This is a genomic window from Streptomyces sp. NPDC046308, assembly GCF_055588065.1.
In genome coordinates, this window is record NZ_JBVJFB010000001.1 from 286,980 (window position 1) to 310,764 (window position 23,785).

The 23,785-nt window shown below is 73.3% G+C and carries 24 protein-coding genes; 7 read left to right on the top strand and 17 right to left on the bottom strand.

Annotated features, from left to right (window positions below; all coding sequences use genetic code 11):
• Positions 1-77: 77 nt before the first annotated feature.
• The 5 genes from ACZ6JT_RS01300 to ACZ6JT_RS01320 all read right to left on the bottom strand — a co-directional run bounded on the left by ACZ6JT_RS01300 (position 78) and on the right by ACZ6JT_RS01320 (position 4,156).
• Positions 78-557 (bottom strand): carboxymuconolactone decarboxylase family protein, encoded by a 480-nt coding sequence (locus tag ACZ6JT_RS01300; RefSeq protein ID WP_365470454.1) that lies wholly within the window; start codon positions 555-557, stop codon positions 78-80.
• Positions 554-1,636: an NAD(P)H-dependent amine dehydrogenase family protein gene (locus ACZ6JT_RS01305; protein ID WP_469205956.1), complete on the bottom strand. Its 1,083-nt coding sequence runs from the start codon at positions 1,634-1,636 to the stop codon at positions 554-556. Before ACZ6JT_RS01305 ends, ACZ6JT_RS01300 begins: the two co-directional genes overlap by 4 nt.
• A 69-nt stretch (positions 1,637-1,705) precedes the next feature.
• Positions 1,706-1,867: a DUF6126 family protein gene (locus tag ACZ6JT_RS01310; RefSeq protein WP_158754663.1), complete on the bottom strand. Its 162-nt coding sequence runs from the start codon at positions 1,865-1,867 to the stop codon at positions 1,706-1,708.
• Positions 1,868-1,883: 16 nt separating this feature from the next.
• A complete protein-coding gene (locus ACZ6JT_RS01315; RefSeq protein WP_469205958.1) occupies positions 1,884-2,525 on the bottom strand; it encodes a helix-turn-helix domain-containing protein in 642 nt (213 codons plus the stop codon).
• 95 nt (positions 2,526-2,620) lie between these two features.
• Positions 2,621-4,156, bottom strand: coding sequence for an ATP-dependent DNA ligase (locus tag ACZ6JT_RS01320; protein WP_469205960.1), 1,536 nt, complete (start codon positions 4,154-4,156; stop codon positions 2,621-2,623).
• A 152-nt stretch (positions 4,157-4,308) separates the two neighbouring features.
• Between ACZ6JT_RS01320 and ACZ6JT_RS01325 the strand changes: the two genes are divergently transcribed.
• Together ACZ6JT_RS01325 and ACZ6JT_RS01330 are read left to right on the top strand one after the other, a co-directional pair.
• Entirely contained in the window at positions 4,309-7,011 is a 2,703-nt protein-coding gene (locus ACZ6JT_RS01325; protein WP_469205962.1) for an alpha/beta fold hydrolase, read from the top strand.
• Complete coding sequence (locus ACZ6JT_RS01330; RefSeq protein WP_469205964.1) at positions 7,008-7,871, top strand: ABC transporter permease; 864 nt, start codon at positions 7,008-7,010, stop codon at positions 7,869-7,871. Before ACZ6JT_RS01325 ends, ACZ6JT_RS01330 begins: the two co-directional genes overlap by 4 nt.
• 145 nt (positions 7,872-8,016) lie before the next feature.
• On the opposite strand, the gene ACZ6JT_RS01335 is transcribed toward ACZ6JT_RS01330, so the two are convergent.
• The 4 genes from ACZ6JT_RS01335 to ACZ6JT_RS01350 form a co-directional block, all read right to left on the bottom strand.
• On the bottom strand, positions 8,017-8,994 hold the full coding sequence (locus ACZ6JT_RS01335) for a D-2-hydroxyacid dehydrogenase family protein (RefSeq protein WP_469205966.1): 978 nt from the start codon (positions 8,992-8,994) through the stop codon (positions 8,017-8,019).
• Positions 8,991-9,941 carry an aldo/keto reductase gene (locus tag ACZ6JT_RS01340; RefSeq protein WP_469205968.1) on the bottom strand — a complete coding sequence of 317 codons (951 nt, stop codon included), beginning with the start codon at positions 9,939-9,941 and terminating at the stop codon, positions 8,991-8,993. The genes ACZ6JT_RS01335 and ACZ6JT_RS01340 overlap by 4 nt, the downstream gene beginning before the upstream one ends.
• Before the next feature lie 44 nt (positions 9,942-9,985).
• The gene (locus ACZ6JT_RS01345; protein WP_469205970.1) at positions 9,986-10,342 is read right to left on the bottom strand and encodes a hypothetical protein; all 357 of its coding nucleotides are present in this window, start codon (positions 10,340-10,342) and stop codon (positions 9,986-9,988) included.
• A gap of 460 nt (positions 10,343-10,802) precedes the next feature.
• Positions 10,803-12,614 (bottom strand): glycoside hydrolase family 35 protein, encoded by a 1,812-nt coding sequence (locus ACZ6JT_RS01350; protein ID WP_469205972.1) that lies wholly within the window; start codon positions 12,612-12,614, stop codon positions 10,803-10,805.
• A 198-nt stretch (positions 12,615-12,812) separates the two neighbouring features.
• On the opposite strand from ACZ6JT_RS01350, the gene ACZ6JT_RS01355 reads away from it, so the two are divergent.
• Positions 12,813-13,943, top strand: a complete 1,131-nt coding sequence (locus ACZ6JT_RS01355) for a substrate-binding domain-containing protein (protein ID WP_469205974.1) — start codon at positions 12,813-12,815, stop codon at positions 13,941-13,943.
• 143 nt (positions 13,944-14,086) lie between these two features.
• On the opposite strand, the gene ACZ6JT_RS01360 is transcribed toward ACZ6JT_RS01355, so the two are convergent.
• On the bottom strand, positions 14,087-14,731 hold the full coding sequence (locus tag ACZ6JT_RS01360) for an NADPH-dependent F420 reductase (RefSeq protein WP_469205976.1): 645 nt from the start codon (positions 14,729-14,731) through the stop codon (positions 14,087-14,089).
• Positions 14,732-14,779: 48 nt separating this feature from the next.
• Positions 14,780-15,592, bottom strand: a complete 813-nt coding sequence (locus ACZ6JT_RS01365) for an inositol monophosphatase family protein (protein ID WP_469205978.1) — start codon at positions 15,590-15,592, stop codon at positions 14,780-14,782.
• Between the two features lie 134 nt (positions 15,593-15,726).
• Between ACZ6JT_RS01365 and ACZ6JT_RS01370 the strand changes: the two genes are divergently transcribed.
• Complete coding sequence (locus ACZ6JT_RS01370) at positions 15,727-16,671, top strand: LysR family transcriptional regulator (RefSeq protein ID WP_469205980.1); 945 nt, start codon at positions 15,727-15,729, stop codon at positions 16,669-16,671.
• A gap of 63 nt (positions 16,672-16,734) precedes the next feature.
• Here ACZ6JT_RS01370 and ACZ6JT_RS01375 read toward each other — a convergent pair whose 3' ends face one another.
• The 5 genes from ACZ6JT_RS01375 to ACZ6JT_RS01395 all read right to left on the bottom strand — a co-directional run bounded on the left by ACZ6JT_RS01375 (position 16,735) and on the right by ACZ6JT_RS01395 (position 20,651).
• Positions 16,735-17,439, bottom strand: coding sequence for a hypothetical protein (locus ACZ6JT_RS01375; RefSeq protein WP_469205982.1), 705 nt, complete (start codon positions 17,437-17,439; stop codon positions 16,735-16,737).
• A gap of 53 nt (positions 17,440-17,492) precedes the next feature.
• A complete protein-coding gene (locus ACZ6JT_RS01380) occupies positions 17,493-17,627 on the bottom strand; it encodes a hypothetical protein (protein ID WP_469205984.1) in 135 nt (44 codons plus the stop codon).
• Positions 17,628-17,805: 178 nt separating this feature from the next.
• Positions 17,806-18,201, bottom strand: a complete 396-nt coding sequence (locus ACZ6JT_RS01385; RefSeq protein WP_469205986.1) for a hypothetical protein — start codon at positions 18,199-18,201, stop codon at positions 17,806-17,808.
• 513 nt (positions 18,202-18,714) lie between these two features.
• Positions 18,715-19,614, bottom strand: coding sequence for a hypothetical protein (locus ACZ6JT_RS01390; RefSeq protein WP_469205987.1), 900 nt, complete (start codon positions 19,612-19,614; stop codon positions 18,715-18,717).
• Entirely contained in the window at positions 19,611-20,651 is a 1,041-nt protein-coding gene (locus ACZ6JT_RS01395) for an SPFH domain-containing protein (protein WP_469205989.1), read from the bottom strand. The genes ACZ6JT_RS01390 and ACZ6JT_RS01395 overlap by 4 nt, the downstream gene beginning before the upstream one ends.
• Positions 20,652-20,862: 211 nt before the next feature.
• Between ACZ6JT_RS01395 and ACZ6JT_RS01400 the strand changes: the two genes are divergently transcribed.
• On the top strand, positions 20,863-21,294 hold the full coding sequence (locus tag ACZ6JT_RS01400) for a pyridoxamine 5'-phosphate oxidase family protein (RefSeq protein ID WP_469205991.1): 432 nt from the start codon (positions 20,863-20,865) through the stop codon (positions 21,292-21,294).
• Between the two features lie 160 nt (positions 21,295-21,454).
• Here ACZ6JT_RS01400 and ACZ6JT_RS01405 read toward each other — a convergent pair whose 3' ends face one another.
• Positions 21,455-22,000, bottom strand: coding sequence for a type 1 glutamine amidotransferase domain-containing protein (locus tag ACZ6JT_RS01405; RefSeq protein WP_469205993.1), 546 nt, complete (start codon positions 21,998-22,000; stop codon positions 21,455-21,457).
• Between the two features lie 804 nt (positions 22,001-22,804).
• Here ACZ6JT_RS01405 and ACZ6JT_RS01410 point away from each other — a divergent pair.
• Both ACZ6JT_RS01410 and ACZ6JT_RS01415 read left to right on the top strand, forming a co-directional pair.
• Complete coding sequence (locus ACZ6JT_RS01410) at positions 22,805-23,029, top strand: DUF6480 family protein (protein WP_469205995.1); 225 nt, start codon at positions 22,805-22,807, stop codon at positions 23,027-23,029.
• Positions 23,030-23,149: 120 nt separating this feature from the next.
• Positions 23,150-23,749, top strand: coding sequence for a SixA phosphatase family protein (locus ACZ6JT_RS01415; protein WP_469205997.1), 600 nt, complete (start codon positions 23,150-23,152; stop codon positions 23,747-23,749).
• Positions 23,750-23,785 lie beyond the last annotated feature (36 nt).

Below are 23,785 nucleotides of genomic sequence, written 5' to 3' on the forward strand. Positions count from 1 at the left end.
GGCCGGGGCCGTTCGGACTCACCGAACGGCCCCTTTTCACGGCCCGTTCCGCGCGGCTCGCAGCGGCGCGGCTCCGCTCAGTGGCCGGGCAGCACGCACACGCTGTCGAGGCCGAGCACGTGGTTGAGCCGGCCGAAGGCCAGCCAGGACCCGATGCTCATCGTCAGCTCAACGATCTCCAACTGGCTGTAGTGCGCGGTCATCCGGTCCCAGAACTCGTCGTCGAGGCCGTGGTGGTCCAGGGTGTACCGCTCGGCGTACTCCGCCGCCAGCCGGGTGCGCTCGTCGAAGCGGTCGGTGGTGCGCCACTCGGTGACGGCCTCGGAGAACTCCTCCTCGACCTTCTCCCCGTCCCGCTCGGTGCGCCAGTCGAGGCAGAAGACGCACCCGTTGATCTGCGCGACGCGCAGCCGGGCCGCCTCGAACTCGCGCAGGCCCAGGGTGGTGTGGGCGTACACGGACAGCGAGAAGTTCGCGGCGGCCATGCCGATGCCGGGGACCATGTCGCCCCAGACGTACTCGATCGGGTGCTGGCCTTCGGGGATGTCGATCCTCATGACTTCGTCCTTCCGAGTCTGCCGGTGGCGGGGCGCAGCGGGATGTCCAGGGCGTCGTAGAGTCCGGGCTCGGCCTCGGTGAGCCAGTCGATGGCGCCGACGAGGCGGCCGACGGCGGTGGCGTTGCCGCCGGCCGAGCGGTTCTCGCCCTCGTCGGTGGCCTCGATGGTGACCTCGATGCGCGGCCGGCCCTCGATGACGACCCGGTGGGCGCCGTCGCCGCCGCCGGGCGGCACGGGCCAGTCCGGTGCGCACGAGGCGTGGATGCGGGTGACGTGCTCGATGACGATGCGGGGCTCGCCCTCGACGATGCCCTGCACCTCGAAGCGGATGGCGCCCTGGGTGCCCGCCTCGAAGTCGCCCATGGTGCGGGTGGTCACGGCGGTGTCGAGGGCGCGGCGCTCCGACGTCTCGCGGATCTCGTCGAGTTCGACGCCGAGGGCCCGGGCCATCATCCGTATCTGCCCGCCCCAGACCATGGTCGGGATGGAGGGCATGAGCATCATCGGCTCGTAGTCCATGGGGTGGCCCATGCCCACGAGGTGGCGGACGGAGTCCGGCTGGTCGTAGGTGGAGTAGTCGAAGATCTCCTGGCAGCGGATGACGTCGATGGTGGTGCCGAGTCCGCTGAGCAGGAGCGGGAGCACGTCGTTGCCCCAGCCGGGGTCGACTCCGGAGGCGAACAGCGAACCGCCGCCGTCCGCGATGGCGGCGAGCACCGGATCGCGGAACTCCGGTGGGGCGCTGCGGTGGTCGTAGAGCGGATAGAGGGCGGGGCTGACGACGACGGCGCCGGACCGGATGGCCCGGGTGATGTCGGCGAGGGCGTCATCGGGCCGTACGTCACCGGACGCGGCGTACACCACGGCCCGGGGGCGGGCGGCCAGGACGGCCTCGATGTCGTCGGTGGCCGCGACCCCCGACAGGTGGTCGAGGCCGCCGAGTTCGCCCGCGTCGCGGCCGACCTTGGCCGGATCGTGGACGATGACGGCGGAGAGTTTCAGCGCGGGATGGGCCTCGACGGCGCGGATGGCCAGACGGCCGACGTTGCCGGTACCCCAGACAACCGTGGAAATCATGCGCGGAGGGTAGCCACAGGGCCCTCACGTTGCCAGAGCCGCGCGGCCCGAACTCGTCCGCCTGCCGGGTTACTGGTTCTGGCCACCCAGGACGAAGAGGAGGTAGACGAAGAACGCGAAGAGGTGGCCGACGAACAGGTAGGCGATCAGCCGGATGATCAGACCACGGGGGAACTTCGACTCGAAGCGGGCCCGGATGGTCGTGGGCGCGGGCTTCTCGGCTTGGGACATGGGTACGGCTCCTCCGCTATCGGTGGTGCGTGGTGGTGGTCGTGCCGCCGAGGCACAGCCCGGCGAGGCTGCTCTGCAGCAGGGTGTGGACGAACAGCAGGTCGGCGCCGCCGGAGGAGGCCGCGCCGATCCGGTGCGGGGTGAGCGAGTCGAAGTGCGCGCTGTCCCCCGGTTCCAGCAGGTGCTCGGCCTCCCCCAGGTGCAGCCGCAGCCGCCCGTCCAGGACGTAGAGCCATTCCTCGCCGGGATGTACGCGGACCAGCTCGCCCTGGCTGCGGCCGTGGGGGACGTGCACGCGCAGGGCCTGCATGCCGCGGCCGGAGCCGCCCGCCTGCCAGTACGTCCAGCCGTCGGCCTCGCGGGCGCCGGGACCGCCGGCCCGTACGATGGGATCGGCGGCGGCCGGGGTCTCGCCGAGCAGCTCGGAGACCGTCGTGCCGTAGGTGCGGGCGAGCCCGAGCAGGAGCGGCAGCGAGGGCTGGCGCCGGCCGGTCTCCAGGCGGGACAGGTGGGCGGGCGAGAGCCGCGCCCGGGCGGCGGCGGCCTCCAGGGTGAGTCCGGCGCGGCGGCGCAGCTCGCGCAGTTGCGGGGCCACTGCGGGCAGCTCGTCGGCCGCGTCTTCGGGACCGGCGGGACCGGGGTCGGGACCGGGTTTCATGCCCCGATTGAGCCAGAGCTTTGCCTTTCTGGCAATTCGCTTTGCCTCTGAGGCAAATCCTTCGCCGCCCGCCCGGTACGGCTGTCAGCCGGTGATCAGGGGCCGCTTCCCTCGCCGAGCACCGTCTCCACGGTATCGGCCTGCTCCGCGTCCTTGTCCGGGCGGTACCTCAGCACCCGCGCGAACCGCAGCGCCACCCCGGCCGGGTAGCGCGGGGAGCGCTGCAGCCCGTCGTAGGCGATCTCCACCACCAGTTCGGGCCGCACCCGCACGGTGAAGCCGTCGTCGGAGGTGGCGAGCGCGCGCAGCGCCCCGGTCTGCCAGCGCAGCATCTCGTCCGTGAGCCCTTTGAAGGTCTTGCCGAGCATGGCGTAGCCGCCGTCGGCGGCCCGCGCTCCGAGGTGCAGGTTCGAGAGCAGTCCGGTGCGCCGCCCGTGGCCCCATTCGGCTGCGAGGACCACCAGGTCCAGGGTGTGCACCGGCTTCACCTTCAGCCAGTGCCGGCCGCGGCGGCCGGCCGCGTAGGAGGAGTCCAGTGCCTTGACCACGACCCCCTCGTGGCCGCGGCGCAGGGTCTCGGCCCAGAATTCCTCGGCCTCGGCCGCCTGCGCGCCCGGGTCCTCCACCACGAGGCGCCGGACGCGGGCGTTCTCGGGCACGAGGGCGGCCAGGGCCTCGTACCGCTCCCGGACCGGGAGGTCGAGGAGGACGTCTTCGCCTGCGGCCAGGACGTCGAAGAAGCAGGGGACGACCGGGAGCGTCCGCCGTGCGGCCTCGACGTCGACGCGGGAGCCGACCCGGCTCGCGATCTCCTGGAAGGGGACGGGCCTGCCGTCGGCCGCGCGGCCGATGACCTCCCCGTCGAGGATGAACCGCTCCCCCGGAAGCGACCGGGCCAGTTCCGTCACCTCCGGGAGCCTGCCGGTGATCTCGTCCAGGGAACGCGTGTACACCCGTACGTCGTCCCCGTCCCGGTGGACCTGCACGCGGATCCCGTCGAGCTTCTCCTCCACCGCGCACGGCCCGAGTGCGGCCAGTGCCTCGGCGACCGACGGGGCCGTGCCCGCCAGCATCGGCTGTACGGGCCGGCCGACGCGCAGGGTGACGGCACCCAGGGCCTGCGCCCCCTCGGCGAGCACCGCGGCCGCCACCCGCGGCAGTGAGCCGTCGAGCATCACCGCCCGGCGCAGTTCGGCGGCCGGTACTCCGGCGGCCGCGGCCACGCCCTCCAGGGCCACCGCGTCCAGCGCGCCCTGGCGGACCTCACCTGACAGCAGACTGCGCAGGAACACCTGCTCGGGGCCGGTGGCCGCGGCCAGCAGGGTCTCCACGATCCGGCGCCGCTCCGCCTGGGCGCCGGGGCCCGCGACGGCGGCGAGTTCGGAGACCGCCGCGTCGACGGCGCGGACCGTCAGGGTGGGCTCCGTGGCGGGTGCGGTCTCCTGGGCGAGGGCGCGCCAGCCGATGCCCGGGCGGCCCTGCGGGAGGCGCCCGGAGAGGTAGGAGATCACCAGAGCGGCCTCGTCGGGCGGCGCGGTGGCGAAGAGCTCCGCGAGCAGGGCGGTCTTGCGGGAGCGGGCGGCGGTCCCGGCGACCTCCCGGGACACGCGTGCGACGTCGGCCAGCAGCATGCGGTCATCCTCCCGCCTCGGGACCCGCCGCGCAGGTCGGGGGCGCGTACCGCAGGTGCGGTACGCGCGGGGCGCGGCATGGTCCTTGAGAAGGGCTGGGGTTACGCCTGTGGGTGCTCGGACCCCGGGGACCTGCCCTTTAGGGTTCCCATATGAAGCTCCGAATGCCCCGGCGCCGCCGAGACCGCCTCCTCGCGGGCGCCGCCGCGCTCGCCGTCGTGGCGGGCGCCGGCACCTGGACGGCCGCGTCGGCGGCCGGTGACGCTCCGGCCGTGCACCGCCAGGACCAGGTCCTGGACATGCCCGGCGCCGCCGTCGACACCTCGTACTTCACTGCGGGCGGCGGGGCGGAGAAACGTCCCGCTGTGCTCCTCGGACACGGTTTCGGCGGCAGCAAGGACGACGTGCGCGCTCAGGCCGAGCGGCTGGCCCGCGACGGGTACGCCGTCATGACCTGGTCGGCGCGCGGCTTCGGCAGCTCCGGCGGCCGGATCGGGCTGAACGACCCCGAGAACGAGGTCAAGGACGTCTCCCGGCTCGTCGACTGGCTCGCGGCCCGGCCCGAGGTACGGCTCGACGCGGACGGCGATCCGCGCGTCGGCGTCTCCGGGGCCTCCTACGGCGGGGCGATCTCGCTGCTCGCCGCCGGGTACGACAAGCGGGTCGACGCGATCGCTCCGCAGATCACCTACTGGAACCTCGCGGACTCCCTCTTCCCGAACGGCGTCTTCAAGAAGCTGTGGTCCGGCATCTTCTTCACCACCGGCTCGTCCGGCGGGATGCAGCAGGCCCGTCCGGGACGGCCGGACCCGTCGGCCGCTCCCGGCTGCGGACGCTTCCAGCCCGAACTGTGCGCGATGTACGAACGCGTCGCGGTGGCAGGCAAGCCCGACCCCGAGGCGCGCGCCCTGCTGGAGCAGCGCAGCCCCTCGGCCGTGGGCGACCGCATCAAGGTGCCGACCCTCATCGTGCAGGGCCAGGACGACTCCCTGTTCCCGCTGGACCAGGCCGACGCGATGGCCCGGGCCATCGCGGCGAACGGGGCACCCGTCTCCGTGGACTGGGCGGCCGGCGGGCACGACGGCGGCATGCGCGAGGCGGACCGGGTCGAGGACCGGGTGGCGGCCTGGTTCGACCGCCACCTGAAGGGGGACGAGGCCGCGGACACCGGCCCGGCCTTCCGGGTCTCGCGCTCGGGCGGCATCGATTCCACCGACGGCGAGGTCACCCTGCGCGGCGCGAGCGGCGACACGTACCCGGGGCTGGTCTCCGGCCCGCGGCAGTTCGCCCTGACGGGACGCGAGCAGACCTTCGCCAATCCGGCGGGCGGCGCGCCTCCGGCGCTGTCCTCGCTGCCCGGCATCGGCGGTCAGCTCGCCGCCTTCGGGGCCGGGTTCTCCCTGGACTTCCCCGGGCAGAACGCCCGGTTCGAGTCGGCTCCGCTGACCGAGGACGTACGGATCACCGGGACCCCGACCGTCACCCTGAACGTGAGGTCGACAGCCGCCGACGGATCGGCCGTGCTCTTCGGCAAGGTGTACGACGTGGCGCCCGACGGCCAGCAGCAGGTGCTGCCCAACCAGCTGGTCGCCCCGGTGCGGGTGGAGAACGCGCAGCAGGGCGTGAGCGTGAAGCTGAGCCTGCCCGCGATCGACCACTCCGCCGTGGCCGGGCACCGGCTGCGGCTCGTGGTCGCCGCCACCGACCTCGGCTACGCCACCCCGGCCGCGCCCGCCGCCTACACGGTGGCGGTGGAGGGTCCGCTGGCCGTTCCCGTCGCGACCGGGGTGCGGACGGCCGCGGCCGGGCTGCCCGCCTGGACCTGGTGGCTGCCGCTGGGCGCGGCCGCGCTGGCCGCGGGGCTGCTCGGGATCCGCAGGACCGGCCGGGGGGCCGCGGGGACGCGGCCGGGCCCGGCGCAGCCGGACCCGGCACTGGCCGACGTACCCCTGGAGATCACGGGACTGACGAAGCGGTACGCGAAGGCGCAGGACCGGTACGCGGTGCGGGACCTGTCGTTCCGGGTGGAGAAGGGTCAGGTGCTGGGGCTGCTCGGGCCCAACGGCGCCGGCAAGACCACCACCCTGCGCATGCTGATGGGGCTGATCTCGCCGGACGCCGGGGAGATCCGGGTGTTCGGGCACGCGGTGCGGCCCGGCGCTCCGGTGCTGTCGCGGGTCGGGGCGTTCGTGGAGGGCGCGGGATTCCTTCCGCATCTGACCGGCCGCGCCAACCTGGAGCTGTACTGGCAGGCCACCGGCCGCCCGGCCGAGGACTCGCACATGGCGCAGGCGCTGGAGATCGCGGGACTGGGCGACGCGCTGGAGCGCGCGGTGCGCACGTACTCGCAGGGCATGCGCCAGCGCCTGGCGATCGCGCAGGCCATGCTCGGCATGCCGGACCTGCTGATCCTCGACGAGCCGACGAACGGTCTGGACCCGCCACAGATCAGGGAGATGCGGGACGTGATGATCCGCTACGCCGCCGGCGGCCGGACGGTCATCGTCTCCAGCCACCTGCTGTCCGAGGTGGAGCAGTCCTGTACGCACCTGGTCGTCATGGACCGCGGACAGCGGGTCGCGGCGGGCGAGGTCGCCGAGATCACCGGTGGCGGGGACACGCTGCTCGTGACGCTGGCGGAGCCGGTGGACGCGGTGGGCCTCGAGAAGGTGGCGGCGCTGGAGGGAGTGGGTTCCGTGGTGGCCGCCGACGACGGGCTGCTCGTGCGGCTCGACGGCGCGACGGCCGCCGGGCTGATCGCCGAACTCGTACGGCTGGAGGTGCCGGTCACCGGAGTGGGACCGCACCGGCGACTGGAGGACGCGTTCCTCACCCTGATCGGAGGTCCGGCGTGAGCGCCGTACAGGAGGTGGCCCCGGGCTACCGGGCGAGCCGTACGCTGCCGCTGCGCGTGGAGGCGCTGCGGCAGTGGCGCCGGCGGCGGACGCTGGTGATGGGCGGGGTGCTGGCCGCGCTGCCGTTCATCCTGATGATCGCGTTCGCGGTGGGCGGCGGCCCGGGCAGCCGGGACGGCGGGAACGGCCGGGTCACGCTGATCGACACGGCCACGGCCTCGGGCGCGAACTTCGCCGCGACCTGCCTGTTCGTCTCGGCCGGGTTCCTGCTGGTGGTGCCGGTGGCGCTGTTCTGCGGGGACACGGTGGCCTCGGAGGCGAGCTGGTCCTCACTGCGCTACCTGCTGGCCTCGCCGGTGCCGCGGACGCGGCTGCTGTGGAGCAAGCTGGTGGTGGCGCTGGGCTTCAGCCTGGCGGCGATGGTGCTGCTGCCGGTGGTGGCGCTGGCGGCGGGTACGGCCGCGTACGGGTGGGGGCCGCTCAAGCTCCCGGCCGGCGGGGCGCTGGCGACCGCGGACACCGTGCCGCGGCTCGCGCTGGCGGTGGCCTTCGTCTTCGTCTCGCAGCTGGTGACGGCGGGGCTGGCGTTCTGGCTGTCCACGCGGACGGACGCGCCCCTGGGCGCGGTGGGCGGGGCGGTCGGCCTGACGATCGTCGGCAATGTGCTGGACGCCGTGACCGCGCTCGGGTCCTGGCGCGAGTTCCTGCCGGCGCACTGGCAGTTCGCGTGGGCGGACGCCTTGCAGCCGCAGCTGGAGTGGGGTGGGATGATCAAGGGGACGGTGGTGTCGGTCTCGTACGCCTTGGTGCTGTTCGCCCTCGCCTTCCGGGGATTCTCCCGCAAGGACATCGTGTCCTAGGGATCGGGGCCGGCACCGTGCCGCGGGAACGGCCGGGCGCCGTGCGCGGAGGTCGCTCTCGCGGCGGGGCGGCACGGGGCCGGCGGAAACCCCTGTCGACGGGAGGCCGATCGGGGGGTTCTGCCGGCCGCTGTGGTGCCGGCTGTCAGCCGAGGACGCGCACGGGTGAGCCGTCGAGGAACGCCCGGATGTCCTCGACCGCATCGCCGTAGTACGTGGCGTAGTTGGACCGTGTCACATAGCCCAGGTGCGGGGTGGCGAGCAGCCGGGGGGCGCTTCGCAGGGGGTGTCCGGCCGGCAGCGGCTCGATGTCGAAGACGTCGATGCCCGCGCCCGCGATCCGGCCCGCGTGCAGGGCCTCGAGGAGTGCCTGCTGGTCGACGATCGCCCCGCGCGAGGTGTTGACGAGGTAGGCCGTCGGCCGCATCAGCGCGAGCTCGGCAGCGCCGATCAGGCCCCGGCTGCGCTCGCCGAGGGCGAGGTGGACGGAGACGAAGTCACTGCTCGCCAGCAGCTCCTCCTTGGACGGCGCGAGCGTGACCCCCACCTCCGCGGCCCGTTCCGCGGTGAGGTTCGGGCTCCATGCCACCACGTCCATGCCGAAGGCGAGCGCCACCCGGGCGACCCGGCTGCCGATCTTGCCGAGGCCGAGCAGTCCGAGCCGCCGGCCGTGCAGGTCCGCGCCGACGCCCTGCTGCCAGGGACCGCCGTCGCGCAGGGCGGTGCTCTCCCGCACCAGGCCGCGGGCCAGGCCCAGCAGCAGGGCCCAGGTCAGCTCGACGGGCGGGGTGGACGAGCTGCCGGTGCCGCACACGGTCACTCCGTTGCGTGCGGCGGCGGCGTAGTCGATCACCGAATTGCGCATGCCGGACGCGATGAGCAGGCGCAGGCGCGGCAGCCTGTCGAGGAGCGAGGCGGGGAAGGGAACGCGTTCGCGCAGGGTGACCACGATGTCGAAGTCGGCCAGCCGTCCGGCGAGCACGTCCTCGTCGTCCGTGTGGTCGGTGAAGCTCACCGTTTCGACGCGGCCGGCGAGCGGCGACCAGTCCGCCGCGCTGCTTCCGACGTCCTGGAAGTCGTCGAGGAGCGCACAGCGCAGCGGCCGCCGCCCGCCGCCCGTCACGCGCCGACGCCCGGGGCGATGGCGTCGATCTCGGCGAGCAGCTCCGCGTCGAGCGGGCGGTCGGCGACGGCCGCGTTGGCACGCACCTGCTCGGCCGAGGTGGCTCCGGCGATGACGGAGGCGCAGCCGGGCTGGGCGGAGAGCCAGCCGATGGCGAGTTCGAGGACGGTCCGGTCGTGCTTCTCGCCCAGCGCGGCCAGCGCTTCGACCACGTCGAGGCGCGCGTCGGTCAGGTACGCGTCGCGGCCTTCGAGGCGGGATCCGGCCGGGACGGGCGCGCCCCGGCGGATCTTGCCCGTCAGCAGCCCGTTGGCCAGCGGGAAGTACGGGAGTACGCCGACACCGTAGTGCAGGGCGGCCGGGACCAGCTCGCGCTCGGCCGACCGCTCCAGCAGCGACCACTCGTTCTGCGCCGACACGAAGGGGACCGAGCCGGTCTCGCGGGCGACGTGGGCGGCTTCGGCGAGCTGCCAGCCGGTGAGGTTGGAGTGGCCGATGTAGCGGACCTTGCCCTCGGCGACGAGCTCGGTGAGCGCGGCCAGGGTCTCGGCGATCGGGGTGGCCGGGTCGGGGCTGTGCAGCTGGAGGAGGTCGATGTGGTCGGTGTCGAGGCGGCGCAGGGACTCCTCGACGGCCCGGCGGATGTACGCGCGGCCGCCGCGGGATCCGGCGGCGGGCCCGTACTTCATGTCCACGCCGTCGTAGCCGAACTTGGTGGCGAGGACGACCTGGTCGCGGCGGCCCTTGAGGGCCTGCCCGAGGTGGACCTCGGAGCCGCCGGCGTTGCCGTAGATGTCGGCGGTGTCGAGGAGGGTGATGCCCGCCTCTAGGGCGGCGTCGACCACGGCGCGGGTGGCCTGGGCGTCGAGCCGGCCGCCGAAGTTGTTACAGCCGAGGCCGACGGCGGAGACCTGCAGACCTGAACTGCCCAGGGGGAGAGAGCGCATGCGTTTCGTTCCTCAGCCTCGTCGGGTACATGATCAACCGCGGGTCAGTCTAGGCGGCCGGGTCCGGCGGCGGTACGGCGTCGGTGCCGTGCCACGTGAACACCATGTGTCGCGAGCGCCGCCACCACGGCGCCGCCCAGGGCCCAGACCACGGGACGGCCGGTGACGCCTCCTCCCCCGTCACCGTCACCGTCACCGTCACCGTCGCCGCCTTCCCCGTCACCGTCCCCGGCCACGACGGTGATCGTGCCGCCTCCGGCGACGTACGGGCGGCTCCCCGCGGTGTCGTCGGAGTCGAGCGGGTTCACGTAGTCGAAGGTGACGGACAGCGGATACTCTCCGGGCCGCGCGTCGGATTTGATCCGCACCCAGCCCAGGTGGGAACGGCCGTTGTAGCCCATCTGGTTCCGCCGAGTCCTCCGCCAAGACCGGGCTGCTCACCTTGACCACGCGCAGCTGCCGCCCCTTGGGAACGCGCGCCTGGTGCTGCGGATCGTCCTTGGCCAGCACCGGTACGAGTTCCCCCGCGCGGCCGACCTGCTCCGAGGAGGCCCACCCGCTCGCCCGGGACGGCGCGGCCGCTACCGCGAGCGCCAGGGCCGCGGCGCACGCGACGAAGGCGACCGCGGGCACGGTGCGGCCGATCGTGCGGCTCCGGCCGAGCGTGCGTTTCCGGCCGAGTGTGCGCTTCCGGCCGACGCGACTTCCGATGTGGCTGTCCACAAGGCGGTTCGTGCGACCGTCCATGCAGCTGTTCGTGCGGCTGTTCATGTCCCCGACTCCCCGTGTCCCGAGTGACGTTCCGTCAAGGAGGAGGGACGTCGGGGAGCTCAGGTTGCCTCGGCCCGGCCGTGGAGGGGGCTACTGGAGCGTGACGACGGTCGTGCGGCCGAGGTCGGGCTGGTCGCGCAGCGGCAGTTCGGTGCCGGGACGCTCCAGTTCGAGGACGACGATCTCGTTCTCACCGTCGCGCCACAGAGGGCCGGGGGCGTAGAGGGTGCGCTGCGGGCCGCGCGGGGTGTCGTAGTGGCCCAGGAGGAAGCCGTTCAGCCAGACCAGGCCGGTCCCCCAGCCGGACATGTCGATGAAGGCGTCGGCCGGCCCGTGCCCCTCGTCGAGGGCGTGGGTGAAGCGGTGGAAGGCGGGCCGTCCGGCCGGTCGGTCTCCGGCCCGGTCACCGGACTCGTCGCCCCAGTCGAGTCCTGTCGGGTCGGTGAGGGGCAGTAGCCGGATCTCCCACTGGAACAGCTGCTGGTGGCCGTGGCGCACGCCGCGCCAGATGCCCTTGCGGTCGTCGAGGAGCGGGCCGTAGTTGACCCGCCCCTGGGCCCGTACGAGCACGTCGAGGACCACCCCGTCCTCACCGACCGCCAGGTCGAGCCCCTCGTCGGGGGTGTTCCGGTCCAGGACGCCGAGGGGCACCCCGTCGGCGAACACGTACGCGCGGTCGCCGAGGCCGTCGATCCTGACGGGCATGGCGGGCCGCGGCCCCGTGACGGCGGTGCGGTAGTGGACCATGCCGTGGCTCTGTCCGAGCCGCTCCATGGGCTCGGGGGCGGGGCGCAGGACCGGGGGCCCGGCGAGGACGTCGAGGCGTTCCAGCAGCTCCGCGGTGCCCGCGGGGACGGCGAGGGCGGGGGTGATCCGGGGCGGCGGCTCCGGCAGCGGGGTGTCGGGGAGCGGCACGTACTTGCCGATGACCTCGCGGAACGCGTGGAACTTGGGGGTGAGTTCGCCGGCTTCGCCGATGGGCGCGTCGTAGTCGTAGCTGGTGACGGTCGGCTGGTAGCCGGGGTCGCCGGGGCGGGATCCCGCGTGGTTGGCACCGGCCCAGAAGCCGAAGTTGGTGCCGCCGTGGGCCATGTAGAGGTTGACGGAGGCGCCGGTGGCGAGGAGTTCGTCGAGGGAGGCGGCCGCGTCCTCGACGGCGCGGACGTGGTGGTCCTCGCCCCAGTGGTCGAACCAGCCGATCCAGAACTCCATGGCGGCGAGCGGGCCGGTCCGCTGGTAGCGGCGCAGTGCGTCGAGGCGTTCGGCGGGCCGGGCCCCGAAGGTGGCGGTGGCGAGCCGGCCGGGGAGCATGCCGCCCTGGAGCATGGCGTCCTCGGGGCCGTCGGCGGTGAACAGGAGGCAGTCCACCCCGCGTTCGACGAGGGCCTGTTCGACGTGGGCGCGGTAGCGGGTGTCGTTGCCGTACGAGCCGTACTCGTTCTCGATCTGCACGGCGACGACGGGGCCGCCGCGGCTCGCGAGCAGCGGCAGCAGCTCGGGGACGACGAGGTCGAACCAGCCGTCCACCTCGGCCTCGAAGCGCGGGTCGGAGCAGCGCAGGTGGAGGCCGTCGACGGCGAGGAGGCGGGCGGGCAGGCCGCCGAAGTCCCACTCGGCGCAGATGTACGGGCCGGGGCGGACGACGGCGTCGAGGCCGAGGTCGTGGGCGAGGCGCAGGAACCGGCCGAGGTCGCGCCGGCCGGTGAAGTCGGCCTTGCCGGGGGCGGTCTCGTGGAAGTTCCAGGGGACGTACGTGTCCACGGTGTTGGCACCGAGGGCGCGCAGGCGCGTGAGCCGGTCCTCCCACAGGTCCGGGTGGACCCGGAAGTAGTGCAGGGCGCCCGAGACGATGCGGTGGGGGCGGCCCGCGCGCCGGAATCCGTCCTGGTCGTACGTGAGCATGCGCTGACTCCCGAAAGAGGTCGAGATGCCGGGAAGTACGGAACGCCGCCGAATATATGAACGCACCGTCCGGGCGTCAATGACCAGTTGATCGGATTCGATCGAATCGAGCTAGTCGATCGAATCGATTCCCTATGATGGCGCCGACAGCACGGCGTCGCTGAAGCCGGCCACGGCGGCCGACCCCAGGGGGACATCTTGAGAAGACACGTGAACCAGCGTCAGGCACAGGTGCTCGAGCTCGTCCGGGCACGCGGCAGCGTGCGCGTGGCGGAGCTGGCCCGGGAGCTCGGCATCTCGCCCGTGACCCTGCGCCGGGACATCGAGGCGATGGCGGCGCGGGGCGAGATCCGGCGGATGCACGGGGCGATCAGCCGGGTGGACCCGGGCTCGGCACCTGCGACCGGTTCGGCTGCTTCGACGGGCGCCGGCTCGGGTGGAGGCGGGGGCGGAGGCGGGGGCGGACGCGGAGGGGCGGCGGAGGGGCTGGTGGTCGGAATGGTCGTCCCGACCACCGAGTACCACTACGCCGAGGTGGTACGCGGGGCCCGCGAGGCGGTCGAGGCGCGGGGGGCCTGGCTGACCGTGGGGCTGACCCGGTACCTGCAGGGCGAGGACCGGACGCAGGCGGACCGGCTGCTCTCCACGGGGGCGCACGGGCTGCTGCTGACACCGAACTGGGAGGCCGGGTCGCCGGGGCCCGGCGAGGGTGCCTGGACCGCCGAACTCCCGGTGCCGACCGTACTGGTGGAGCGCTGGGCACCGCCGGGGCATCCCGCGGCCTCACTGGACCGGGTGTCCTCCGACCACGCGCACGGCGCGGCCCGGGCGGTGCGGCACCTGGTGGAGCAGGGGCACCGGCGGATCGCCCTCGCCAGCCGGGCGACCCCGACCACGGCACGACTGCGGGCCGGCTACGAGGCCGCCGTGTCCGCGCTCGGCCTGGAACCGGCCCCGCCGTGGCCGCCGACCGGACCGGGTTCACGGTCGGAGGCGGACATGTTCGCCCGGACGCTGGACTACCTCTGCGCGGCGGTGACGGCGGGCGGGGTCACCGCCGCCCTGGTCCACAGCGACACCGACGCGATCATGCTGATCCCGCGGCTCCAGGCGCGCGGGGTGCGGGTACCGGAGGACCTGGCGGTGATCACGTACGACGACGAGGTGGCCGGGATGGCCGACGTACCCCTCTCGGCGGTGGCGCCGGCCAAGCACGAGGTGGGCGCGCGAGCGGCAGCCCTGCTGCTGGACCGCCTGGCGGCCGCGGCCCCGGACGCCGCTCCCCGCCAGCACCTGGACCTCCTCCCCCGCCTGACGCTCCGCTCATGACCTGCGCCGGGGTCTCTCCGTACGCGCGGGGGATCCCGGCGGCGGCGTTCGACGTGTCGAGGAAGCCGTCGGTCTGTCGGCCTGCTTCACCCACGGCCCGTCCGGCACGAAGGCGCACCACAGCCGTACGCGGGGGGCAGCCTTCAGCGGGCGAGGGAGACGGCGAAGGGCTTGAAGCCGTGGCGGCGCATGACGTGGGGCACGGTCAGGATCATGGCCTCGGTGGCACGGGCTGTGGTGATGTCGCCGAGGTCCTCGATCCATTCGGGCCGCCAACCCAGGTCCCCGAGCAGGCCGCTGACGGTCTTCTTCGCGTCCTCGCCGTCGCCCGAGAGAAAGGCGGTCGGTGGGACGGCCAGGGATTCGGGGGCGGTCATGACCATGAACAGCATGGTGTTGAGGGTCTTGACCACATGGGTGTCGGGGAGCGCGGCCTGGAGCTTCTCGGCGAGGCTGCCGCCCGGATGGCAGAGGTCGCCGGGCAGGCCGTCGGCGGCGTCACGGGTGGCGTTGGAGACATCGATGAGGATCTTGCCTGCCAGTTCGGCGCGCAGGGCGGTGAGGCGCTCCAGGGAACTGTCGCCGGGCGTCGCGTTGATCACGACGTCCGTGGTGCGGGCGGTGGTGCGCGCGTCGGCGAAGGCGATCCGCGGCGCGAGTCCGGTGGTGCGGGCGGCGGTGTCTTCGGGGTTCCGGCTGCTGAGGGTGACGCGGTGTCCGGCTGCGGCGAGTTTGCCGGCGAGGTTGGTTCCGACGCGGCCGGCGCCCAGGATGCCGATGTTGGTCATGCGGTGATGCTCCTTGCGGTATCGGGTGGGAAGAGCGGAGGCGTCCGGTCAGGCGATCTGCGAGAGGACCTTGAGGGTGGCGGCGTGGAGGCCGGGGGCGGCGGCGAGGAAGTCGCGGCTGCCGGTGTTCCAGGGTTCGCCCGCAAGGTCGGTGACGGTGCCTCCGGCCTCGGAGACCAGCAGGGCGCCGGCGACGAGGCCGGAGCGGACGTCGGAGAACTGCCAGAACGCGTCCATGCGTCCGGCGGCGACGTGGATGAGCTGCATCGTGGCGGGAACGGACACGCGTACGACCAGGCCGTTGACGAGCATGGCGGTGACGGAGTCACCGATCCGCCGGAAGGTGCGCTCGGCCTCGCCGGGCTTGGCCTGGCCGGTGCCGATGAGCGCGGCGCCCAGGTCGGTCTTGGCGGACACCTCCAGGGGGCGTTCGTTGAGGTGGGCGCCGCCGCCGGCGACGGCGGTGTAGGTGTCGCCGGTCAGCGGCAGGTGGACGACGGTGAGGACCGGCTGGTTTTCGCTGACCAGGGTGGCGGTGACGGCCCAGTCATCCAGGCCGTGCACGTGGTTGATGTTGCCCTCGGCGGGGTCGACGACCCACCACTCCCCGGCCGGGAGCGCCCCGCCGGCCAGCTCGTCCTCGGCCCACTGCGACCCCGGCCGGGCCCGCAGCAGCGGTTCCCGCAGCACGTCCAGCACCGCGTCGTCGTTGGCGTGGATCTGGGCGACGACCTCGTCCAGGCTCACGCCCCGGGCGTGCGGGGTGTGGCGGTCGCGCAGCGTGCGGCCGGCGGTCTTCACCGCGGCGGTCACGTCGGACAGGAGCGTGGTACCGGCGTCGAAAGGCATGGCTGTGCTCATGGTGGGCTCCCTGGGGGTCTGTCGATCCAGTCGGATCTGTCGAAGCGGGGCGGTGTTCTCGCCCCCGCACTTCGAAGGTAGGCCGCCCGATCATTAACAACAAGTGCATGCTTGTCACTTGTAGAGTTACAGCCATGCAACTGGACCTGAATCTGCTCACGGCCCTGGACGCCCTGCTGGAAGAAGGCAGCGTCGCCGGCGCCGCAGCACGCCTCCACGTCACCTCCCCGGCGATGAGCCGCTCCCTGGGCCGCATCCGCAAGGCCACCGGAGACCAGATCCTGGTCCGCACCGGCCGCAGCATGGTCCCCACCACCCGCGCGTTGGCCATGCGCGCCCAGGTCCACACCCTCGTACAGCAGGCCCACCAACTTCTCTCCGCACAGCAGGAACTCGACCTGGCGGATCTCGACCGGGTGTTCACCGTGCGCTGGCACGACGCCCTGACCGCAGCCTCCGGCACCGCCCTCATCACCGCCGTCCACCGACGGGCTCCCGGCGTCCGGCTGCGCATGTCCGCCGAACCCGGGACGGACGACGCCGAGTTGCGCCGGGGCGAGGTCGACCTCGAATCGAGCTCCAGCACTCCGACGCTCCCCGACATCCGGCACCGCCTCGTCGGCACGGACCGGTTGGTCGTCGCCGTCCGGCCGGGCCACCCGCTCACCGAAGGCCCGCTGAGCCTCGAGCGCTACGCAGCCGCCGACCACCTCACCGTTTCGCGGCGCGGAAGCCTGCGCGACCCGATCGACGACGCCCTGACCACACGCGGCCTAAAGCGCCGCGTCGTCGCCGCCGGGCCCACCGCAGCCTTCGCCCTGCAACTCGCCCTCGACACCGACCTGGTCGTCACCCTCCCCGACGCGGTCACCCGCACGGCACGGGAACAACTCGGCCTGGCCACACTGCCGCCGCCGCTCCCCCTGCCCGACGTCCCCCTGTACCTGCTGTGGCACCAGCGCTACGACAACGACCGCGCCCACAGCTGGCTGCGCGACCTGGCCACCGAAACCGTCCGGGCACTGTTCACTCCACCGACCAGCCCTGACCACCCCCTCCCCGACCGGACCGCGCCGTGACGAACAAGCCGATGCCCGCGAACTCGTCGACGACATCCCCCTGATCGGCCGGCGCCGGCCCCCTCAGGCCAGGACGTTCACGGCCCTGGCGACGACGAGGCCCAGGATCATGAGGGACAGGATGGACTGGATCGTCATGACGCTCTTGGCCCACGGGGCGAGTGGCATGACGTCGGTGGGGCTCAGCGCGGTGGAGTTGGTGAACCCGAGGTAGAGGTAGTCGATGTAGTGGGGGCGCCAGTGCGGGCTGCTCAGTTCGGGACTGAGCTGTTGGGGAAAGGCGAGCGCCGGTGTGTGGGGCATGTGGTGGGCCCGGGCGGCCGGCCCGCCGCTGTCGAGTTCGAAGTACAGGAGGGAGAAGGCGAGAACGGTGGTGGCCCAGACGCTGCCGCCGGCCAGCAGGAGGGCATTGGCGGAGTTGGTCTCGCTCCCGCCGTGGATAAGATCGTCGAGCAGCTGGACGGTCGACCACATGGCGCTGCCCGCGAGCACGACGACCAGGGCGATCGCGACCGAGCGCAGGACCGTGGAGCGGCGGCTGATCCGGCCGGGGTCTCCGGAGATCAGCGCCACCAGCAGGAGGGCTTCGGTGACGGGAAGCGCCCATCGGGGTCCGAGGCGCAGGTCGTCGGGCAGGAGCAGGGTGAGGACCGCGGAGGCGATGACCGCCGCGGCCATCGGCCAGCGGCTCTCGGTGTGGACGGCGGATCTCGGCCCCGGCTCCCGCGGGCTCGTACGGTCCGTGTCGGACGTTTCCTGTCCGGTCACGGCCGACCGTTTCCCCGGCCAGGTGGCAGCTCGGATCGCATCGCTGGTCGAGGTCAGACGGCGTAGGCGTCGGCGTAGGCGTGCGCCTTGCGTACGGTGCCGGTCGTCCCTGATGTCGGGCTCATGTGCCGCTCCTCGCGGGTGAAGGCGTACGGGACGACGACTGCCCCGACGGACTCGGCGACCACGCCTGGGACCCGCGCTGTCCGGGGCGGCCCGGCGCGCCGGACCTCGGATCCACCGTAGACCGGGGTGATCAAGGCCCGTGGCCGACACGCTCCGCATTCACACGCCCGCCGAAGGGGCTGCCCGACGGGACACGGTGACGAGCCGGACGACAGGCAGCACGCGCCCCGGTGCGCGCCATCAGCCGTCCTGCGCGGTCAGGAGCAGGACCAGGGCCCGGGAAGAGGTAGTGCCGAGCGCGGTGGCCACTGCTTCGGCGGACATGCCGTCGTCACACAGCGAGGCGGCAGCCGCCCGGCTCACGCGGGCGGCGATCCGCTCCAGCACTCCGGCGGCGCGCAGCGCGGCCAGCGGGGCGTCCGCGGCCGTGCAGGTCAGCTGCTCGGTGATCCGGACGAGGAGGGCGGCCAACGGTTCGGACAGCGGCATTGCGGCATCGCGGACGACGGACAGGTGCGCGGTCCAGTCCGCGAGCGGTCCGGTGAGGTCGACGCCCGCCTCGTACAGGGGTAGCTCGCCGATCCTGTCCCAGTCCAGAGGGTACTGGGCCGGGCTCCGCCATCCGCACGCGCACACCGCCCGGATGGCCTCGGCGGGGGGCGGCGCCTGCCGTCGTACGCCGACCCGTGCGTGGTCGACGGCCCGGCCGAACCGCTCCCGACGTCGAAGTACACCGGACCCGGCTCGCGGCCGCCGACGAGCACACCCGCCGCGCCCGCGTGCGCGTCCCCGAAGTCCACCGTCCACCAGTCCCAGTCCACCGGCACACCGCCCTCCCCCACGTCCCCGCCGGCAGCCCGGCCGCATCCCGTCTGCGAGCCTGCCCCCTCCACGCCCCCGCCCACACCCCGGCGGCCCCAAACAAACGGTGCCGTTGGGTGCGCGGTCCCGCGGCAGAGCCCGATACCGTCCCCGCAGCCGCAGCCGCAGCGGCACACGGGGGGCAACCGGCACGGCACCCGCGTTCACGCCGCCACGCCGCCACGCCCAGCCGCCAAGCCCGACCTCCCGGGCCATGGCGACCGCCGGTGGGCGCCGCCGCTGCCCGCCGGAGTGGACGGTGGCGGCAGCCACGGCCGGGCAGGGTGCTCACGTCACCAGGCGCAGCGACGTTTCCGCGATGCCCAGCCGTACGCTCTGACCCCAGGTCAGCTCCAGGGCGTCGCTCTCCATTCCGTCGCCGAAGACCACGATCCGGTCCGACTCCACGGTCAGTCGCAGCCCCTGCCCCCACCCCAGCTCCCCGGCGACCTTCGTCGTTCCGGTCGCGGGGGACGGCCAGGCCTCGCGTACGAACCACAGGAGCCGCCTGTCGCGGGACGCGGGCAGCCCCAGGGGGCTGCCGCGCTCCAGCCACAGGGACCGCAGCCATCCGGTGGCGCCCGTGCCGGTGCCCACCAGCACCCCGGAGGACGCCTGGGCCTCGCCCGGGCCGTCCTCGCCGTCGGAGCCCAGGCGGTAACGGGCCGTCTGGTGACCGGGCGAGCCCAGGTAGATCTCGTTCAGCGCGAGAAGGCGCTGGGTGTCGTCGGCGACGGCCTCGACCATCGTCAGCTCCTCCGCCCGGCCCCCGGCGTCGGTCGCCGCGCGCAGCAAGGCGGCCGCGTCGGTGCAGCGGTGACGGACCAGGACCCCCGGGTTGCGCCCCGGGTCGGTGTCGATGCCCACCACCGGCTGTCCGCGCAGATACTTCGCGGTGTTGGCGACCAGGCCGTCCTGGCCGACCACCACCACCACGTCCTCCGGGGCGAACAGGAAGCGGTCCAGGTCCGCCCGCTCCACCCGGGAGCTGCGCCAGGTGAGCGGCACCGCCGCCGTCACCTCCCGCAGCGCCTGCCGCGTGCGCTCGTGGCGACGGACGACCTCGTCGATCGACCGGCCCCGGCTGGAAAGGAAGAAGGCGGCCTGCCCGTGCGTCCCGTGCCGGGCGAGCAGTTCCTCGTACTCGGTCCTGCGGTGCACGAGCACCGCTCGCGGGGCCAGGCTCACGCGCCCGCGCCGCCTTCCGCACGTCCGGTCCTGGTGCCGCCTTCCGGACGTCCGATCCTGGACAGGAGCCCGGTGAGCACGTCGGGAGAGAGCGTGATGCTCTCGATCCGCGGCAGGTTCTCCGCCAGCCGCGTCGCGGCCAGGGCGTGCAGGGTGCCCGGACCGGCTTCGTCGTGCACCCGCAGCCAGGCGGCCTGCACCTCGGCGCGCGCAGCACCCGTCTCCCGCGCCGCCTCGGCGTCCGCGCGGGCCAGGCGGACCTTGCGGGCCGCCTCGGTCTCGGTCCGGATGCCGTCCGCCGCGGCCTTCTCCTCGGCCTCGCGGCGGGCGTTGGTGCCGCGCTGGTCGATGAGCTGCTCCTCGCGCCGCGCCAGTTCGATCTGGCTGGCCAGCTCGTTCTCGGCGATGGCGCGCTCGCGCTCCACGGCCACGGCCCGCCGTTCGTAGGTGGCCCGGTCCGCCTCCTGCTGGATCTGCTCGCGGGCCGGGGTGCGCAGGGCGCGCTCCACCTCGGCCTCGGGGCGGATCGCCACGACCCGCACCGTCACGACGTCGATGCCGGTGGCCGCGAGCCTGGGCTCGGCGGCGAGACCGGCGGCGACACTCCCCCGTACGGAGGCGACGCCGTCCACCAGGGCGACGGCCAGCGGGGTCCGGGCCAGCACGTCCAGCGTGTGCTGCTGCGCGGTCTCGGTGAGGAGAGTGGCGATCTGCTCCAAGGGGGCGCCGCGCCAGCTCCCGGTGTCCGGGTCCACGGAGAAGTCGAGGCGGTCCGCGGCCTGGGCCGGGTCGCTGATCCGGTAGGTGACGGTGGCCTGTACGGCGACGTCCTGGAAGTCGGACGTACGGGCGTGGAACGCCATGGCCAGCTCCCGGTCGTCGACGGGCACTTCGGAGAGCGCCGCCGACAGCGACCGGTACCAGAAACTGAGCCCCCGCCCGTCGTGGACGAGTCGGCCGCGCTTGTGGTGGCGGATGTGGGCCGTGTGCGCGGAGCGCAGATGACGCCAGCCGAAGCGGCGGGTTATGTCGGCCATGGCGAACCCCCTTCATTTCGTCAATGCGACGATAACGAGACACCCCCCATATCGTCAAGAGGACGAAAAGAAGCTTCCGGTACTGCAGCAGACGCGGAAGGCCTCGCCCGCTTCGCGATCGCCATCGGCCGGACGGGGAACCGGCGCGCAGCGGGGCAAGGTTCCCGGGGAAGGGACTCTTCAGAGGATTCGACTGTCGAAGGAGTGTGCCGTGGCCCTGTCCCGTACCGAACGTGAGCAGTTCCTCGCCGAGCCCCACGTCGCCGCGTTCGCGGTGAACGCGGGAGCGGAGGGTGACCGGGCGCCGCTCGCGGTCCCCATCTGGTACCAGTACGCACCGGGCGGCGACATCTGGATCATGACCGGACGGGACTCGCGCAAGGCCGATCTGATCCGGGTCGCGGGCCGGTTCACACTGATGGTGGATCGCCTGGAGCCCACGCCCCGGTACGTATCGGTCGAGGGACCGGTCATCTCCACCGTCCCCGCCACGCGCGAACAGCTGGTGGAAATCTCCACCCGCTACCTGCCGGCGGACAAGGTCGCGGGCTACGTCGACTTCGCCTGGAAGGAACACGGGGAACAGCTCGTGATCCACATGCGTCCTCAGCGGTGGGTGAGTTCGGACCTCGGCACTCTCTGAGAACCGGGCCCCCGCGCTGTCGGACGGACGCCGCGTGAACCCCGGACCGCGAAGGCGCTGCGGGGTGCTGCCGTCGGCGGGACGAGGCAGCCCCCTGGCGTGACCGGCTCGCTCCGTACTGCCTGCGTCCACGAGGGCCCGCAGGACGGGCACCGTGCCGTCACGCCTGCGCGGCGAGGGTGAACTCCTTCACGAACGTGGTGCAGAAGGCGTCGAGGTCGTCGGGCTTGCGGCTGCTGATCAGCGTTGCCGGAGCCGCGTGGCACACCTGCACTTCCTCGTCGACCCAGGTGCCTCCCGCGTTGCGGATGTCGGTCGCCAGGCTGGGCCACGACGTCAGCGTCCTGCCGCGTACGACGTCGGCTTCGATCAGGGTCCAGGGCGCGTGGCAGATCGCCGCGACCGGCTTGCCCGTGTCGAAGAAGCTCCGGACGAAGCCGACGGCGCGTTCGTTCATGCGCAGTGCGTCCGGATTGGCGACACCGCCGGGCAGCACGAGCGCGTCGAAGGCGTCCGAGGTATCGCCGGCCAGCAGGTGGTCGACGGGGTAGGTGTTCGCCTTGTCGAGGTGGTTGAACGCCTGCACCCGTCCGGGCTCGGTTGATACGAGCTGCGGGGTCCAGCCGGCCGTCTCGACCGCCTTCCACGGCACGGTGAGCTCGACCTCCTCCACACCCTCCGGGGCGGTCAGAAACGCGATGCGCATGGTGCTCACTCCCTTCGTCGGGGCGGCGGTCACCTCGTCGGGTGTCGGTCACCCACGGTGGACCGCCGCGGTCGCGTCGGAGCGGGGCGGCTGCGCGCCGCCTCGCGCCCGGCGTTCGGCTCTTGCGCGCCTTCCCCGCCGGGCGGTCCTGAACCGGAGGGCACAAGATCCGCATCCGAGCGTCGATCCCGGCCGGGCGCGTCACTTCCTCCGTCGCGGCGCACGCCTGGTCTTCGACGCCGCCGATGAAGGGCCACGGGCCGTGCACGCCCACGATGGCTCTGTCACCAGGCCGCAGGCACCGGATGCGTCTTCTCTCCGGGCGCCCGTCCTCCGTGCGGGGCGACGGCTGGTCCGCTACGTTGCGCGGTCGTACGGCGGGTACACGGGCGTTCCGACGGCGCTGACGACTCGGGCGGCGCCCCGCCGGGGCCAACCGAAGCACTGCCGAGACGGTCACGCGCGGGGCCGGGCCGCCCGGCTCGCCGACAGCCGGCGGCAGCCGCACGCGGTGGTGTCCGACGTCCCCCCATTCCCGCGGCCGCCCGCGGTCCGGTCTCCCGGTGCCCGAACCCGCGTAGATCACCGAATCGCTCCTGTCGGCGTTGACACCGGCCGGGGCCGACGATGCCGGCCGTCCCGGTCCACGCGTCCGCCGCGCGGACGCCGGCCGTCTGCTGCCGGGGAGGCACGGCCTGCTGGGGCAGCTCGAGGAGTGGGCTGCCGGGGGGCGGGTAGGCGCCGGACAGCCCAGGCCGACCTGCCGGAAGGGCGGACTCGGCCTTTCGCGGTGAGGAGTCAGACATGTCCGCACCCGTTCCACACCCGAGCCCGCAGGGCACGCCCCCACCGCAGGGTGGCGTACCGCCGGGCGAGACTCCGCCCGGCGAGTCGAGCACCGGCTCCGGCGCGGGTCCGTACCGCCCCCTTACCCGCGGCTGGGCCATGGGCCCTCTCGTGCTGATCTGCCTGCTGGCCCTGGTCTGCGCCCTCTTCTTCCTTGCCTACGCCATATTGCTGGACCTCTGAGCGGTACCGACGGGGCCGGCCCGGCCGGATGCCATTTGACGCGCTGACACGGCCGAACGAGGGCAGGCGCGAGGTGCGAGTTGCGAGTACTCGTGCCTCCGTCCCGCGGCGAAGGAGGAGATGATCGTGTCCTCAGATCCCGCACCAGCTCCACACTCGGCGTACCGGCCCTCCTCGGCCTCAGCGGCAGGGTGTCGACTGCTGCTGGTCCGCCATGCGAAGGCCGTGCCCAAGCATGTGGCCGAGGACTTCGAACGCTCCCTGAGCGACCGCGGACGAGCTGACGCGCCGCGAACGGGCCGTTGGCTTGCCGAGTCGGGCTTCGAGCCCCATCTGGTGTTGTGTTCGCCGGCCCGAAGGACGCGGGAGACATGGGAGCTGATCGCCCCGGCGCTGCCGGACGCGCCGCCCGTCGTCTGGGACGACAGGCTCTACAACGCGGCACCGGACGTGCTGGCCGCCGTGCTGGCCGAGCAGGGAGCGGGGCGGAGCCCCGTGATGCTGGTCGGCCACAACACGGGCATCCACGAGCTGGCCACGTCTCTGTGCGGGGACGGCCCGCCGGACCTACTGGAACGGCTGAGGGAAGAGCTCCCGACGTCCGGCGTCGTGGTGGTAGACCTTCCGGGCCGGTGGGAGGACCTGACCTCGGGTGATGGTCGCGCAGGTCACCTGACTGCCTTCTGGGCACCCGCCCACCGCGATCCCTCCGCCAAATGATCACGTGCCGGGCGTGACACCCGCCGGACCCGCCCT